Source organism: Mumia spirodelae (assembly GCF_050632745.1).
GTDB lineage: Bacteria > Actinomycetota > Actinomycetes > Propionibacteriales > Nocardioidaceae > Mumia.
Genome location: NZ_JBODSD010000004.1, coordinates 221,203 through 235,406 on the forward strand (window position 1 = coordinate 221,203; position 14,204 = coordinate 235,406).

Annotated in this window: 15 protein-coding genes; 4 read left to right on the forward strand and 11 right to left on the reverse strand. The window is 72.0% G+C overall.

Features of this window, described 5'->3' with window-relative positions; genetic code table 11:
- The first annotated feature begins 42 nt into the window (after positions 1-42).
- Complete coding sequence (locus tag ACQSSQ_RS18985; RefSeq protein WP_431328687.1) at positions 43-1,188, forward strand: GNAT family N-acetyltransferase; 1,146 nt, start codon at positions 43-45, stop codon at positions 1,186-1,188.
- A 15-nt stretch (positions 1,189-1,203) separates the two neighbouring features.
- On the opposite strand, the gene ACQSSQ_RS18990 is transcribed toward ACQSSQ_RS18985, so the two are convergent.
- From ACQSSQ_RS18990 to ACQSSQ_RS19015, 6 genes are all read right to left on the reverse strand, one after another.
- The gene (locus ACQSSQ_RS18990) at positions 1,204-2,973 is read right to left on the reverse strand and encodes a proline--tRNA ligase (RefSeq protein WP_431328688.1); all 1,770 of its coding nucleotides are present in this window, start codon (positions 2,971-2,973) and stop codon (positions 1,204-1,206) included.
- Between the two features lie 72 nt (positions 2,974-3,045).
- Positions 3,046-3,633, reverse strand: coding sequence for a hypothetical protein (locus ACQSSQ_RS18995; RefSeq protein ID WP_431328689.1), 588 nt, complete (start codon positions 3,631-3,633; stop codon positions 3,046-3,048).
- Positions 3,615-4,175: a hypothetical protein gene (locus ACQSSQ_RS19000; protein ID WP_431328690.1), complete on the reverse strand. Its 561-nt coding sequence runs from the start codon at positions 4,173-4,175 to the stop codon at positions 3,615-3,617. Before ACQSSQ_RS19000 ends, ACQSSQ_RS18995 begins: the two co-directional genes overlap by 19 nt.
- 48 nt (positions 4,176-4,223) lie before the next feature.
- Positions 4,224-4,601: a DoxX family protein gene (locus ACQSSQ_RS19005; protein WP_431328691.1), complete on the reverse strand. Its 378-nt coding sequence runs from the start codon at positions 4,599-4,601 to the stop codon at positions 4,224-4,226.
- Positions 4,602-4,616: 15 nt separating this feature from the next.
- Positions 4,617-5,189 (reverse strand): hypothetical protein, encoded by a 573-nt coding sequence (locus ACQSSQ_RS19010; RefSeq protein ID WP_431328692.1) that lies wholly within the window; start codon positions 5,187-5,189, stop codon positions 4,617-4,619.
- Positions 5,189-6,031: a GNAT family N-acetyltransferase gene (locus ACQSSQ_RS19015; RefSeq protein ID WP_431328693.1), complete on the reverse strand. Its 843-nt coding sequence runs from the start codon at positions 6,029-6,031 to the stop codon at positions 5,189-5,191. Before ACQSSQ_RS19015 ends, ACQSSQ_RS19010 begins: the two co-directional genes overlap by 1 nt.
- Before the next feature lie 87 nt (positions 6,032-6,118).
- Here ACQSSQ_RS19015 and ACQSSQ_RS19020 point away from each other — a divergent pair, with 87 nt between their 5' ends.
- Positions 6,119-6,634 (forward strand): DinB family protein, encoded by a 516-nt coding sequence (locus ACQSSQ_RS19020; protein WP_431328694.1) that lies wholly within the window; start codon positions 6,119-6,121, stop codon positions 6,632-6,634.
- Between the two features lies 1 nt (position 6,635).
- On the opposite strand, the gene ispG is transcribed toward ACQSSQ_RS19020, so the two are convergent.
- The 5 genes from ispG to ACQSSQ_RS19045 all read right to left on the reverse strand — a co-directional run bounded on the left by ispG (position 6,636) and on the right by ACQSSQ_RS19045 (position 12,181).
- A complete protein-coding gene (gene ispG / locus ACQSSQ_RS19025) occupies positions 6,636-7,784 on the reverse strand; it encodes a flavodoxin-dependent (E)-4-hydroxy-3-methylbut-2-enyl-diphosphate synthase (protein WP_431328695.1) in 1,149 nt (382 codons plus the stop codon).
- A gap of 38 nt (positions 7,785-7,822) precedes the next feature.
- A complete protein-coding gene (locus tag ACQSSQ_RS19030; protein ID WP_431328696.1) occupies positions 7,823-9,136 on the reverse strand; it encodes a M50 family metallopeptidase in 1,314 nt (437 codons plus the stop codon).
- Positions 9,136-10,371: a 1-deoxy-D-xylulose-5-phosphate reductoisomerase gene (gene dxr, locus ACQSSQ_RS19035; protein WP_431328697.1), complete on the reverse strand. Its 1,236-nt coding sequence runs from the start codon at positions 10,369-10,371 to the stop codon at positions 9,136-9,138. The genes ACQSSQ_RS19030 and dxr overlap by 1 nt, the downstream gene beginning before the upstream one ends.
- 62 nt (positions 10,372-10,433) lie before the next feature.
- The gene (locus tag ACQSSQ_RS19040; protein WP_431328698.1) at positions 10,434-11,228 is read right to left on the reverse strand and encodes an ABC transporter permease; all 795 of its coding nucleotides are present in this window, start codon (positions 11,226-11,228) and stop codon (positions 10,434-10,436) included.
- The gene (locus tag ACQSSQ_RS19045; protein WP_431328699.1) at positions 11,225-12,181 is read right to left on the reverse strand and encodes an ABC transporter ATP-binding protein; all 957 of its coding nucleotides are present in this window, start codon (positions 12,179-12,181) and stop codon (positions 11,225-11,227) included. Before ACQSSQ_RS19045 ends, ACQSSQ_RS19040 begins: the two co-directional genes overlap by 4 nt.
- Positions 12,182-12,320: 139 nt before the next feature.
- Between ACQSSQ_RS19045 and ACQSSQ_RS19050 the strand changes: the two genes are divergently transcribed.
- The gene (locus tag ACQSSQ_RS19050; protein ID WP_431328700.1) at positions 12,321-13,487 is read left to right on the forward strand and encodes a sensor histidine kinase; all 1,167 of its coding nucleotides are present in this window, start codon (positions 12,321-12,323) and stop codon (positions 13,485-13,487) included.
- The gene (locus ACQSSQ_RS19055; protein WP_431328701.1) at positions 13,484-14,128 is read left to right on the forward strand and encodes a response regulator transcription factor; all 645 of its coding nucleotides are present in this window, start codon (positions 13,484-13,486) and stop codon (positions 14,126-14,128) included. The genes ACQSSQ_RS19050 and ACQSSQ_RS19055 overlap by 4 nt, the downstream gene beginning before the upstream one ends.
- Positions 14,129-14,204: the final 76 nt, after the last annotated feature.

Here is a 14,204-nt window from a genome sequence, read left to right on the forward strand (position 1 = left end):
ACGCCGGCACCACGGCCGTACCCCCGTGCGAGACTGCACGGCATGCCGTTCGAACCCCTCCGCTTCCCTGAGGACGTGCCGGTCCTCACCGACGGCGGCGTGACGCTGCGGGCGCACCGCACCGCCGACGTCGACGCCCTCGTCGAGCAGTGCCGTGACATCGAGACGCTGCGGTGGACGACGATCCCGCTCGGGTACGACGCCGCGATGGGCACAGGGTTCGTGACCGAGATGGTGCCCGACGGGTGGCGCACGGCGACCGAGCACGCCTTCGCCGTCGAGGCACCGGGCGCCGACGGCGTGCCGCGCTACGCCGGGACGGTCACGCTCCGCGACGCCGGTTCCGGGCGTGCCGACATCGGCTTCGTGGCCCACCCCTCGGCGCGCAGGCGCGGTGTGATGACGTCGGCGCTGCAGCTGCTGCTCGGCCACGCGTTCGACACGCTCGGCCTGCACACGGTGATCTGGTGGGCCGACCACGGCAACTGGGCGTCGCGCAAGCTGGTCTGGAGGTGCGGCTTCACCTTCGGCGGGACGGTGCGCCGCTGGTTGTACGAGCGCGGCGACTACTGCGACGGGTGGGTCGCGACGCTGCACCGTGACGATGCGCGGGAGCCGTCCACGCTCTGGTGGTCGCTGCCGACGCTGCGCGGTCCCCGGGTGTCCGCGCGCCCCCTCGACCCGGTCGACGACGAGCGGGTCGTCGAGGGCGGCAACGACGACGCCGTCCAGCGCTGGATGCCGTCGTTCCCCTCGCCGTACCGGCTGCGCGACGCCGAGGAGTTCCGCACGTCGACGCTCGACGCGGCAGCCAGCGGCGCCGCGTTCTCCTGGGCGCTGGTCGACTCCGTGACCGACGAGCTGCTGGGCGCGGTGGGGATCCCCCACCGCGGCGACACCGGCGTCGAGATCGGCTACTGGCTGCACCCTGAGGAGCGCGGCAAGGGCTACGCCCGCGACGCGGTCGAGCTCGTGGTCGAGCACGCCTTCACGCCGCGCGACCGCGGCGGGCTCGGGGCGCTGCGCGCGTACGTGCGCATCGACGAGGGCAACCGGGCCTCGCTCGACGTGGCACGCGCGTGCGGGTTCGAGATGGCGGGGTCCGAACGTGCCGGCACGGTGCGTCGCGACGGCACGGTCGCCGACATGCTCGTCCTCGACCGGGTCAACCCGCTCCTCGGGATCTGAGGAGCGGGCGGCGGCTCAGCGGGCCACGCGCTCCCGCAGCACCGCGACGACGTCGTCCAGCGGCACGTTCTCGCGGACGCCCGTCTTGCGGTCCTTGACCTCGACGACGCCCTCGGCGAGACCCCGCCCGACGACGACGATCGTCGGGACGCCGATCAGCTCGGCGTCCTTGAACTTGACGCCGGGCGAGACCTTGGGACGGTCGTCGTAGAGGACGTCGATCCCGGCCGCCTCCAGGTCGCCGGCGAGCTCGGCCGCGGCGTCGAAGACCTCGGCGTCCTTGCCGGTCGCGACCAGGTGGACGTCGTACGGCGCCACCTCGGCCGGCCAGACGATGCCCGCCTCGTCGTGGCTGTTCTCGACGATCGCGGCGACGGCGCGCGAGACACCGATGCCGTACGAGCCCATCGTGACCGTCACGAGCTTGCCGTTCTCGTCCAGCACCTGGAGACCGAGTGCGTCGGCGTACTTGCGGCCGAGCTGGAAGATGTGCCCCATCTCGATGCCGCGCGCGAGCTCGAGCGGTCCGGAGCCGTCGGGAGCCGGGTCCCCCGGGCGCACCTCGGCCGCCTCGACGACGCCGTCGGGCGTGAAGTCGCGTCCGCACACGAGGTCGAACACGTGCTTGCCGGGCTCGTTGGCCCCGGTGAGCCACGCCGAGCCGCGGACGACCCGCGGGTCGGCGAGGAAGCGGATGCCGGAGTCCGACTCCTCCCCCAGCGCCTGCGGGCCGATGTAGCCGCGCACGAGCGCGGGGTGCTTGGCGAAGTCGCCGTCCTCGAACGCGTCGATCTCGCCGGGAGCGAGCTGCGCCTCGAGCCGCTTCACGTCGAGCTCACGGTCACCGGGGATGCCGACGACGAGGACCTCGCGGCTGCCGTCGGGCTGGCGGACCCACACGACCACGTTCTTGAGGGTGTCGGCGGCCGTCCAGGGGCGGTCCTCACGCGGGAACCGCTCGTTGGCCAGCGCCACGAGCGTCTCGATCGTCGGGGTGTCCGGCGTGTCCTCGACGTGCGCGGCCGGGAGGGCCGCGATCGCCTCGTCGTCGAGCGGCGCGGGCGCGACGGTCCGGACCGCCTCGACGTTGGCCGCGTAGCCGCCCGGCGAGCGGACGTAGGTGTCCTCCCCGTTGACCGCGTTGGCGAGGAACTCCTCGCTGGCCGAGCCGCCCATCGCCCCCGACATCGCCTGCACGATCACGTAGTCGAGGCCGAGGCGGTCGAAGATCCGGATGTAGGCCTCGCGGTGCTCGGCGTACGAGCGGTCGAGACCGTCGTCGGTCACGTCGAAGGAGTAGGAGTCCTTCATCACGAACTCACGTCCGCGCAGCAGGCCGGCACGAGGACGCGCCTCGTCGCGGTACTTCGTCTGGATCTGGTAGATCGAGAGCGGGAGGTCCTTGTACGACGAGTACAGGTCCTTGACGAGGAGCGTGAACATCTCCTCGTGCGTCGGACCGAGCAGCATGTCGACGTCGCGGCGGTCCTGGAGACGGAAGAGGTTGTCGCCGTACTCCTCCCAGCGGCCGGTCGCCTCGTAGGGCTCCTTCGGCAGCAGCGCCGGGAACGACACCTCCTGCGCGCCCATCCGGTCCATCTCCTCGCGCACGATCGTCTCGATCCTGCGCAGCACCTTCAGGCCGAGCGGCAGCCAGGAGTAGATGCCGGGCGCCGCGCGGCGGACGTAGCCCGCGCGGACCAGGAGGCGGTGGGACGGGACCTCCGCGTCCGCCGGGTCCTCGCGAAGGGTGCGCAGGAAGAGACGAGACATGCGGGTGACCACGGGCGTACTCCTGGATCGGGTGAGGCGGTGAAGGCGACGTGCGGTGCCCAGCCTAACGGCCGGTCGCGCCGGTCAGCGGCGACGGACCCAGGGCGACAGGCCCGTCCTGCTGTCGGGATAGGTGTCGCTCGGGACCCCCGTCGCGGGTGCCGGGTCGCCGAGCTGCGAGACGGAGGCGCGGCTCAGCACCTCGGCCCGAACGCGGACGGCCCTTCGTGCACCGCCGAGGCAGCGGTGCGGGACGCGCACCGTGATCGAACGCTCGCCGAAGGACACCCGGTCGTCGCGACACCGGACGACCGCGCCGACGTCCCGGCGGACGAGCGACACGCGGTGCCAGCGGCCGTCGAACCGGGCTTTGGTCACGACGAACACCGGACGGTGGCGCGCCTTGACCGCGACGGAGACGAGTCCGACCTGCGAGCGGCGCAGCCCGGGCACCGTCAGGCGCACGACGACGGCATGCTTCGTGTTGGCGACCTTCACCTTGGTGATGTCGAGCGCGGCCGGGACGTCGCCGGGCTCGTCGGTGAACGCACGAGGCTTCGCGGCCGCCGGCGCCGTGGTCGCGGTGACGACCAGGGCGCTGGCGCCCAGGGCCGCGGCCGCCGCGCCGACGACGGCGCGGCGCAGCGTCCGGGTCATCGGTAGCGGACCCACGGGGAGAGCTTGTCCGAGGTGAGCTTCGGGTAGACGTCGAGAACGGCGTCCGGCCCCTCCTTCGGCTCCTCCTCCATCGTGAGCCAGTCCCGGCCGGCGAGCGCAGCCCCGACCCGTACCGCCTTCTTGTTGAGGCCGAGGCAGCGCTGAGGCACCCGCACCGTCACCGACCGCTTGCCGAACGAGACCCGGTCGCCCTTGCACGGGAACGACGTGCCGTCCTCGCCGACGAGATCCACCGGCGCCCACGCGTCCGTGCGGAGCTTCATCGCGGTGAACATCGGGCGTCCCGCTCCCTTGGTGCGGATGGCGACGATCACGCCGCCGAGCTGCGACTTCTTGAAGCCCGGCACGGTCATCCGGACCACGACGGCGTGCTTCTTGTTGGTGACCTTGACCTTGGTGATGTCGAGAGCGGCGACGGCGTCCTCGCTCTTGTCGGCGAACGTGCGGGTCTTGGCGGCCGCCGGCGCGGCGGTGGCCGTCACGACGAGGGCGACGGTGGCCGCGGCGACGGCAGCGGTCCGAAGGGTACGGATCATGGGGGTGCTCCTGGGGATGGCCCGGCGGGGGTCGCGGGTCGCCGCATCCTAGCGGAGGTCGCGGGTCGCCTTCCACGAGATCCGGATCAGCGGCAGCTGGAGCGGCAGGCGCGCGATCGTGCCGACCTTGAACGCCGTCGACGCGCGGCGGCTGCGCGACACGTCCGCCGCCATCTGGACGTTCGCCGGGAACACCGCGACGAGCAGGGCCGTCGTCGCATAGCCCGCCGCCCTGCGCGTCCGCGGGTGCAGAAGTCCCGCCGCGCAGGCGACCTCGGCGACGCCGCTCGCATGGACCAGCGCCCGCTTGGCCGGCAGCGCCCTCGGGACGATGCGCTCGAAGGGCTTCGGCTTCGCGAAGTGCGCGACCCCCATCCCAGCCAGCAGGGCAGCGAGCGCGGTCACGTCACGGGCAGGTCGGGTCATCGTGTCCTCCGGGGGTCAGCGGTACGCGACCCAGGGTGTCATCCGCGTCCCCTGGACCTTCGGCACCCCGTCGATCGGGAGGGTCGGGCTCGGCCGGGGGTCGAGCAGGACCTCGTCCGGGACGTCGCCGCGGAGGTACGCCCGGGTGAACACGGCGACCTGCACCCGCACCGCCGCACGGTTGGCGCCGAGGCAACGCTGCGGGACCGACAGCACGATGCGACGCGGGGCGGTGCGCCAGCGCAGACCCTCGCAGCGCAGGCGGCTCTCGCCGAGCTCCTGCCAGGTCGCACGCCAGCCGTCGCCACGGCGGACACGCGACGCCGCGTACTCGGGCCGGCCGGCCACCTTGCGGCCGAGGAAGATCGTGACGCCGCCGACGCGGCGACGCTCCAGGCGAGGGATCCGCAGCGTGACCGTGACGCGGTGCTCGGCGTTGCGGACCCGCAGCGAGGAGATGTCGAGGGCCGGCAGGGCGTCGCCCCGGGCGTCCTTCACCGTCCGCGCCGCAGCGTCGGCGGGCGACGCCACGAGCCCGCTCGCGAGGACGAGCGCGGTCACGGCGCCGACCAGAGGCGTACGACGCATCAGAACAGCACCGAGGCGAACGTCGCCGTCTGGACGAAGCCCACCCGGTCGTACACGGTGCGGGCGGCCACGTTGTAGTCGTTCACGTACAGCGACACCACCGGGGCGACGTCGCGGCGCGCCCGCTCGACCACTGCGGCCATGCCCGCAGTGCCGAGGCCGCTCCCCCGGTGCTCCGGAGCGACGTACACGCCCTGGATCTGGCACCCCTTGGCGGAGGCCGAGCCGACCTCCGCCTTGAACAGCACCTGGCCGTCCTCGATGATCGCGTACGCCCAGCCGCGCGCGACGAGCTGCGTGACCCGCGCACGGTAGCTGTTGCGTCCGGGAAGCTCGGGGCTCTCCCCGACCTCCTCCTCGAACATCGCGACGCTGGCGGGATAGAGGATGTCGACCTCGTCGATCAGGACGGGGCGCACGCGCCAGTCGGGCGTGACCAGCGGCGCCCCGGCGATCTGGAGGAACGGCTGGTTCATCCGCAGCGACCGCGCCGGTCCCCACGTGTCCTCGAGGCGCTCCCACAGCCCGACGGCGGCGTCGCGCGGGCCGACGATCGACGACGACAGCCTCCCCATCACGCGCGCCCGTTCGGCGAACGCCTCGACGGCCTGCGGGGTGGCCTCGACCGGGACGAAGTTGGCGGCGACGTGGCAGGCCGACACGAGCGCGTCGTCCTCGAAGTAGCCCCACATCTCGCCGCCCAGCCACCGCGGCGACAGCCGGGTGCTGCTGGTGCGGTGGTCGACGAAGAGGTTGACGATCGCGTCGCGGTCGATGAGCTCCTGCAGCGCGGGGATGTCAGCCTCGCGCAGGACGCGGACGCCTGCGGCCGTGCTCAGCACCGGGCCTCCTCCCGCCGTTGGTGGGACGAGCCTATCCGCCCGTGTCCCCGACGACCACGGGTCCCGGCCCGGCGTAGGGTGCGCACCATGACCTCCGAGCCGCTCGGTGAGCCGCCGACGACCGTACGCGACCCGCACGCGATCGTCGAGGGTCAGCTCGACCACTACCGCGACGCGCTCCTCCGCAAGCTCGACCCGCTCCCCGAGACCGACCGCGTCCGAAGCCGCGTGCCGTCGGGCTGGACCCCGCTCGGCCTGCTCAAGCACCTGACCGCCGTCGAGCGGCGCTGGCTCGAGTGGGGCTTCCTCGGCGTCCAGGTCGACGACCCGTGGGGCGACCAGCAGCCCGGGACCGAAGGCTGGTTCGTCGCCGACGACGAGTCGTACGCGGTGCTCCGGGAGCGGTTCGAGGAGCGGGTCGCCCGGTCGCGCGAGATCACCGCCGCAGCGTCGCTGGACGACGTCGCCGCGCTCGGAGGGCGGTTCGAGGCAGACCCGCCGAACCTCGCGTGGATCCTCCTGCACCTCGTCCAGGAGTACGCACGGCACGTCGGGCACCTCGACATCGCCGTGGAGATCGCCCACGGCGACGTCGGCGAGTGACCTAGGAGATCGCGACCTCGGGCGACGCGCCCTCGACCGGCTCCATCTCCTCGGCGATCCGCATCGCCTCCTCGATCAGCGTCTCCACGATCTTGGACTCCGGCACCGTCTTGATGACCTCGCCCTTGACGAAGATCTGGCCCTTGCCGTTGCCCGACGCCACACCCAGGTCGGCCTCGCGGGCCTCGCCGGGACCGTTGACGACGCAGCCCATGACCGCGACGCGCAGCGGCACCTCCATGCCCTCGAGACCGGCGGTGACCTCCTCGGCGAGCGTGTAGACGTCGACCTGCGCGCGGCCGCACGACGGGCACGAGACGATCTCGAGCTTGCGCGGCCGCAGGTTGAGCGACTGCAGGATCTGGATGCCGACCTTGACCTCCTCGACCGGCGGGGCCGACAGCGAGACACGGATCGTGTCGCCGATCCCCTGGCTCAGCAGCGCGCCGAACGCGGTCGCGGACTTGATCGTGCCCTGGAACGCCGGGCCGGCCTCGGTGACGCCGAGGTGCAGCGGCCAGTCGCCCTTCTCGGCGAGCAGCTCGTAGGCCCGGACCATGACGACCGGGTCGTTGTGCTTCACCGAGATCTTGAAGTCGTGGAAGTCGTGCTCCTCGAACAGCGACGCCTCCCAGACGGCGGACTCCACGAGCGCCTCCGGGGTCGGCTTGCCGTACTTCTCGAGCAGCCGCTTGTCGAGCGAGCCCGCGTTGACGCCGATCCGGATCGACGTGCCGTGGTCCTTCGCGGCCTGCGCGATCTCCTTGACCTGATCGTCGAACTTGCGGATGTTGCCCGGGTTGACGCGGACGGCGGCACAGCCGGCCTCGATCGCTGCGAAGACGTACTTCGGCTGGAAGTGGATGTCCGCGATCACCGGGATCTGCGACTTGCGGGCGATGTCGGGCAGCGCCTCGGCGTCGTCCTGGCTCGGGCAGGCGACGCGGACGATGTCGCAGCCGGCCGCGGTGAGCTCGGCGATCTGCTGGAGCGTGGCGTTGACGTCGACCGTCGGGGTCGTGGTCATGGACTGCACCGAGATCGGCGCGTCTCCCCCCACCTCGACCTTGCCGACCTTGATCTTGCGGCTGGGTCGACGGGGCCGGAGCACCGGCGGCGGGGCGGCCGGCATTCCCAGGTTGACGTCCATGCGGCTACGAATCTCCTCGAGTGCGGTCGGTCCGGGCCTCAGGTGAGGCGTACGGGGTTCACGATGTCGACGTAGACAAGGATGACGCCCATCACCAAGAGGACGGCACCCACGGCGTACGCGACGGGAAGCATCTTGGCGACGTCGACGGGTCCAGGGACGGGCCGGCGGCGCAGGCGCGCGATCGCGTTGCGCAGCCCCTCCCACAGCGCGCCGGCGATGTGGCCGCCGTCGAGCGGGAGGAGCGGGATCAGGTTGAAGAGACCGATGAAGAGGTTGAGCCCCGCGAGCAGCATCCCCACGCTGAAGACGCGGTCGGTCCAGGTCGCCCCGTCGGCGGAGGTCAGCTCGCCGGCGACCCGGCTGGCACCGACCGGGCTCATCGGGGTGTCCTGACCGCGCTCGGCGCCGAAGGCGGCCTTGGTCACCTCGACCATCTTCTCGGGCAGCGAGCCGATCGCCTTGACCGTGGTCACGGTCATGTCGCCCATCGTCGCGACCGCGAAGCCGAGGTCCTCGCGTTGCGCGGGGATGACGGGGCTGACGCCGAGGAACCCGACGCGCTCGGTCTTGTCGGGGTCGCCCTGGCTCGGGCGCGGCTGCACCGACGTGTTGACGGTGACGGTCTGGTCGACGCCGTCGCGGACGTACTCGATCGTGGCGGCGTTGTTGCCGTTGGAGCGGATCAGCGTGGTGAGCTGGTCCCAGCTGGTGATCGGCGTGCCGTTGAAGGACGTGATCTCGTCACCGGGCTGGAGATCGGCCTGCTTGGCAGGCGTGACCGGGTCCTCGTCGGTGCACTTGCGCCCGGCCTCGTCGGCCGGGATCGCGCAGTCGGACACGGTCTCGACCGTGGTGGTCGCGTTCTCGACGTTCTGCGAGGGGATCGTCATGAACAGCGCGGCGAACAGCACGAACGCGATCACGAGGTTGACGACCGGTCCCCCGGCCATCACGATCGCCTTCTTCCACCAGGGCAGCTTGTAGAACAGGCGCGGCTCGTCCGCGGCGGTCACGTGCTCGTACTCCGCCGTCCGGGCGTCGGAGACGAGCTGGGTGAACATGCCGGTGTTGGACTGGCGCACGGTGCCCGGGTCGTCGCCGGGGTGCGGCGGCAGCATCCCGACGATCTTGACGAAGCCGCCGAGCGGGATCGCCTTCACGCCGTACTCGGTCTCACCGCGCCGGGTGGACCAGACCGTGCGGCCGAAGCCGATGAAGTACTGGGTGACCTTGGTGCCGAACAGCTTCGCCGGGACCAGGTGCCCGAGCTCGTGGAGCGCGATGGAGACGGCGATCCCGACGAGCAGGACGACGACGCCGAGGGCGTACAGCCACGGTGTCGCGCTCATCATGCCTCCAGTGAAGTGCGGACGTCGTCCGCCATCAGCTCCTGCGCCCGTACGCGGGCCGCGGCGTCCGCTGCGAGGACGTCGTCGGCCGTCAAGGGCCCCGAGGCCGAGCGTACGCCCGGGTCGGTGAGGTGCTCGGACAGAACGGCACCCACCGTGTCCACGATCGAGAGGAAGGGAAGGTTCCCGGCAAGGAACGCGGCGACGCACTCCTCGTTGGCGGCGTTGTAGACCGCCGGCGCCGTACGCCCGAAGGCCCCTGCCTCGCGGGCGAGCCGGACGGCCGGGAACGCCGTGTCGTCGAGCGGCGCGAACTCCCACGACGACGCCTGCGTCCAGTCGCATCCCGGCCCGGCGTCGGGGACGCGGTCCGGCCAGCCCATGCCCAGGGCGATCGGGATCAGCATCGACGGCGGCGACGCCTGGGCGAGCGTGGAGCCGTCGACGAACTCGACCATCGAGTGGATCATCTGCTGCGGATGCACGACGACGTCGACGCGGTCCATCGGCACGTCGAAGAGCAGGTGCGCCTCGATGACCTCGAGCCCCTTGTTGACCAGGGTCGCGGAGTTGACCGTGATGACGGGGCCCATCGCGAAGTTGGGGTGGGCCAGCGCCTGGTCCGGCGTCACGTCGCGGAGCTCGTCACGGCTCCGGCCGCGGAAGGGGCCGCCGCTCGCGGTGAGGACCAGGCGGCGCACCTCGGCCGCGGTGCCGCCGCGCAGCGCCTGCGCGATCGCGGAGTGCTCGGAGTCGACCGGGACGATCTGACCGGGCCGCGCCAGCGCGGTCACGACCGGGCCGCCGATGATCAACGACTCCTTGTTGGCGAGCGCGAGCGTCGTCCCGGCCTCCAGCGCCGCGATCGTGGGTCCGAGGCCGACGGCGCCGGTGATGCCGTTGAGGACCACGTCGCACGGGGTGGCCGCCAGCTCGGTCGCGGCGCCGGGTCCGGCGAGGATGCGCGGGAGCCGGTACTGCCCCTCGGCGTAGCCGCGGCGCTGCGCCTCGGCGTACAGCGCGAGCTGTACGTCCTGGGCCGCGGTGGCCTGGGCGACGGCGACGACCTGGACCTCGTGCGCGATGGCCTGCTGTGCGAGGAGGACGGGGTCGCTGCCCCCGGCGGCGATGCCGACGACGCGGAACCGGCCTGGGTTCGCGGCGACGATCTCCAGCGCCTGCGTCCCGATCGAGCCGGTCGATCCGAGCACGACGACGTCGCGGGGTTGCACCATGAGGCCAGTGTCTCAGGTGCCACCGCCGTGACGTCGTCGTGGGCAGTCGGCGGGAGACGCGACTACTTGATCTCGCTCCGCAGCACGCGTCGCGCCCCGATGACGAACGGGATGAGCAGCCAGATCGCGCCCGACACGAAGAGCTGGGCGACCTTCTCGCCGGTCCAGCCGCCGTCGAACAGCGGCACCTGAGCGGTCGCGAAGTCGATCCACGGGAGCAGGTCCTCGAACCAGCTGATGAAGACGACCGCGACCTGGAAGATCGTCGGCACGACGAAGGCCCAGGCGAAGTAGACGACGATCGCGGCGGGCGAGTTGAGCAGCAGCGCACCGAATGTGAGGCCCATCAGGATCCCGAGCGCCTGCATCGCCCAGAAGCCGAGGAGCTCGAGCGCGTTGACGTTCCAGACGGTCGTGTCCGATGCCGCCCCGGCAATCACGTTGCCGAAGGCGCCCGCGATCGCGGCCACGACGACGGCGAACACGGCGACGATCAGGGCGACCGCGACCTTGGCCGCCAGGACGCGCCCGCGGTGCGGCTCGAGCGTGAACGTGACGAGCGCCGTGCGCTGCGACCACTCGCTCGTCACCGACAGCACGCCGAGCACCGGCAGCAGCACGCCCATCGGGATGCTCATGGCGAACAGGAAGTCGCGGAAGCTCACCGAGATGTCGTTGGCGAGCACCACCCAGAGCATGATCACCATGACGACCACGCTGATCACGCCGATCGCGCCGAGCAGCCACTTGCCGGCACGGGTGTCGGCGAGCTTGCGCAGCTCGACGGCCACCAGGCGGGTGAACGGGACGCGGGGTCGGTTGAGGTCGATGCCGACCTCGGGGGCGACGGCGGTCATGCCTGGCCTCCAAGCTGTTCGGCCGGACCGAATCCGGCGGTGGTGGCGGGGGGCGCGGCGGCGAGCGGGTCGCGCTGGTTGTTCGCGGTGAGCTGGAGGAAGAGGTCCTCGAGGCCAGCGCGGTCGCCTGGCCGGAGCTCGACGAGCGCCACGCCTGCGACGGCGGCGGCCTTGCCCACGTCGGCCGGGTCCGCGTCGGTGGTGAACCCGTCGGCGGTCGCCGGCGTCATGTGGATGCCCGCGACCGACAGAGCGCGGGCGAGCGCGTCGGGCTCGAGGGCGCGGACGTAGGTGCCGGCACCGGCGAGCAGCTCCTCCTTGAGACCCTGCGCCACGATCTTGCCGTTGCCGATGACGATGATCTCGTCGGCGATGACCTCGATCTCGTGCAGCAGGTGCGACGACAGGAGGACCGTGCCGCCACGGTCGGCGTAGTGGCGCAGCAGCTGGCGCATCCAGTGGATGCCGGCCGGGTCGAGCCCGTTGGCCGGCTCGTCGAGGATCAGCACCTGCGGGTCGGCGAGCAGCGACTGAGCGATGCCGAGGCGCTGGCGCATGCCGAGCGAGTAGTTGCCCACCCGGCGCTTGGCCTCCTTGGGCGACAGGCCGACGAGGTCGAGCATCTCGTCGACCCGCTTGCGGTCCAGGCCCATCGTCTGCGCGGCGATCGTGAGCACCTCACGGCCGGTGCGGCCGCTGTGCTGGGCCGAGGCGTCGAGCAGGACGCCGATCTGCGCGCCCGGGTTGGGGATGTCGGTGTAGCGGTGGCCGCCGATGGTCGCCGAGCCCGCCGTCGGGATGGTCAGGCCGGTGAGCATCCGCAGCGTCGTCGACTTGCCCGCACCGTTGGGGCCGAGGAACCCGGTCACCGAGCCGGGCCGGCAGGCGAAGCTGATGTCGTCGACCGCGAGGTGGTCGCCGTACCTCTTCGAGAGGTTCTGGACGTTGATCATGGTCTCAGCATCGCCCCGGACGAGGGTCACGTGCATCGGTCCATGGGCTGGACGTGACTAGCCGAAAGTAGGGGGTCGGCCGCGCGACGTCGACCTTCGGCCGGTACGACGCGGGGCAGGCACTGCCTAGGCTTGGGGCGTGGACAGGGTCGACCCCGCGGCGTACCAGCCGCAGCTGCGCTGGTGGAGCCACCTCTGGCGCATCGTGGCGATGCTGGTGATGTCCGCGAGCGTGTGGTTCAGCGGGGTCGCGGAGTTCCAGGCCCAGCATGCACCGATCTGGTTCTGGGCCGACATCGCCGGCGGCGTCGCGGCGTTCGTCCTCGTCTTCTTCCGGCGCCGCCACCCGGTCGCGGTCGCCGTCGCGACCACCCTGCTCGCTGCGTGGTCGTTCACCGCCGCCGGCCCGCAGGTCCTCGCGCTCGTCTCGCTGGCGACCCGTCGTCGGTGGAACGAGATCATCGGCGTCGGGGTGCTGACGCTCGCGCAGACGGTCATGGTCGTGCTGATCGACCCCACCATCGGCAACGACTGGCAGATCATGCTGGCCCTCAGCGTGCTGGCGATGACGACGGTCTTCGCGATCGGGATGTACATCGGCTCGCGCCGAGAGCTGCTCTACACGCTGCGCGAGCGCGCCCGCGTGGCCGAGGCCGAGCAGGCCAGCCGCGTCGCCCAGGCCCGGATCGCCGAGCGCGCCCGGATCGCGCGGGAGATGCACGACGTCCTCGCCCACCGGATCTCGATGGTCGCGATGCACGCCGGCGCCCTGTCGTACCGGACCGACCTGCCGGCCGAGCAGGTCCGCGAGGCGTCGGAGGTGATCCGGGACAACGCGCACCTGGCCCTGACGGACCTCCGCGAGGTTCTGGGCATCCTGCGGGCGGAGGAGGACACCGGAGCGCCCGACCGCCCGCAGCCGTCGTGGGGCGACCTCCCCGACCTCGTCACGGGCGCGCGCTCGGCGGGGATGCGCGTCGCCCTGACCGACGGCCTCTCGCCCCAGGACCCGCCCGAGCGGCTGGGCCGGACGGCGTACCGGGTCGTGCAGGAGGCGCTGACCAACGCCCACAAGCACGCTCCGGACACGATGGTGAGCGTCACCCTGCGTGGGGGCCCCGGAGACGGGATCGTCGTCGAGGCACGTAACCCGCTGCGCGTGGGCTCGCCGCAGCAGCGTCTGCCCACCTCGGGGCTGGGGCTCGTCGGCCTGTCCGAGCGCGCCGCCCTGGTCGGGGGCACGCTGACCCACCGGGTGGCCGGAGACGAGTTCGTGCTGACGCTGGCACTACCGTGGCCGGCATGATCCGGGTCGCCCTCGTCGACGACGACGCCCTCGTCCGTGCCGGCCTGCGCCTCATCCTCGGCGGCGCCGACGACGTACGCGTGGTGGCCGAGGCCGGCGATGGTGCCGAGGCGCTGCGGGCGCTCCGTACGACCCCGGTCGACGTCGTCCTGATGGACATCCGGATGCCGCGGATGGACGGGCTCTCCGCCACCGCGGAGATCCAGCGGACCCCGTCGCCGCCGCAGGTGATCGTGCTGACGACGTTCGACGCCGACGACTACGTCCTGCGTGCGCTGCGCCTCGGGGCGAGCGGCTTCCTGCTCAAGGACACGCCGCCCGAGGTGCTCGTCGACGCGGTCCGCAAGGTGGCCGCCGGGGAGCCGATGCTGTCGCCGAGCATCACCGAGCGCCTGATCCGACGGGTCCGCGACTCCGGGGACGGCGACGGGGACGCGCAGGCGCGGCTCGCGGTGCTCAGCGAGCGCGAGACCGAGGTCGCGGTCGCGGTCGGGCGCGGCCTGTCCAACGCCGAGATCGCCACCGAGCTGCACATGAGCCTGGCCACGGTGAAGGCCCACGTGTCCCGGATCCTCACCAAGCTCGACGCCGCGAACCGCGTGCAGGTCGCGATCGCGGTCCACGACGCCGGCCTCGTCTGAGTCCGCCCCGCGATGTGACGCGTTATCCACCCGATCTGCGTCGCAGAACGTGGATGAGGCGTCAAATCGCGGGGCG

Bases quoted from the DNA above. Each gene is read 5' to 3' on its own strand.
- dxr (WP_431328697.1), bottom strand. From the start codon at position 10,371: ATGGTGCAACCCCGCGACGTCGTCGTGCTCGGATCGACCGGCTCGATC.
- ACQSSQ_RS19020 (WP_431328694.1), top strand. From the start codon at position 6,119: ATGACCTCCGAGCCGCTCGGTGAGCCGCCGACGACCGTACGCGACCCG.
- ACQSSQ_RS19000 (WP_431328690.1), bottom strand. From the start codon at position 4,175: ATGATCCGTACCCTTCGGACCGCTGCCGTCGCCGCGGCCACCGTCGCC.
- ACQSSQ_RS19010 (WP_431328692.1), bottom strand. From the start codon at position 5,189: ATGCGTCGTACGCCTCTGGTCGGCGCCGTGACCGCGCTCGTCCTCGCG.
- ACQSSQ_RS19055 (WP_431328701.1), top strand. From the start codon at position 13,484: ATGATCCGGGTCGCCCTCGTCGACGACGACGCCCTCGTCCGTGCCGGC.
- ispG (WP_431328695.1), bottom strand. From the start codon at position 7,784: ATGGACGTCAACCTGGGAATGCCGGCCGCCCCGCCGCCGGTGCTCCGG.
- ACQSSQ_RS19040 (WP_431328698.1), bottom strand. From the start codon at position 11,228: ATGACCGCCGTCGCCCCCGAGGTCGGCATCGACCTCAACCGACCCCGC.
- ACQSSQ_RS18985 (WP_431328687.1), top strand. From the start codon at position 43: ATGCCGTTCGAACCCCTCCGCTTCCCTGAGGACGTGCCGGTCCTCACC.
- ACQSSQ_RS19045 (WP_431328699.1), bottom strand. From the start codon at position 12,181: ATGATCAACGTCCAGAACCTCTCGAAGAGGTACGGCGACCACCTCGCG.
- ACQSSQ_RS19005 (WP_431328691.1), bottom strand. From the start codon at position 4,601: ATGACCCGACCTGCCCGTGACGTGACCGCGCTCGCTGCCCTGCTGGCT.
- ACQSSQ_RS19030 (WP_431328696.1), bottom strand. From the start codon at position 9,136: ATGAGCGCGACACCGTGGCTGTACGCCCTCGGCGTCGTCGTCCTGCTC.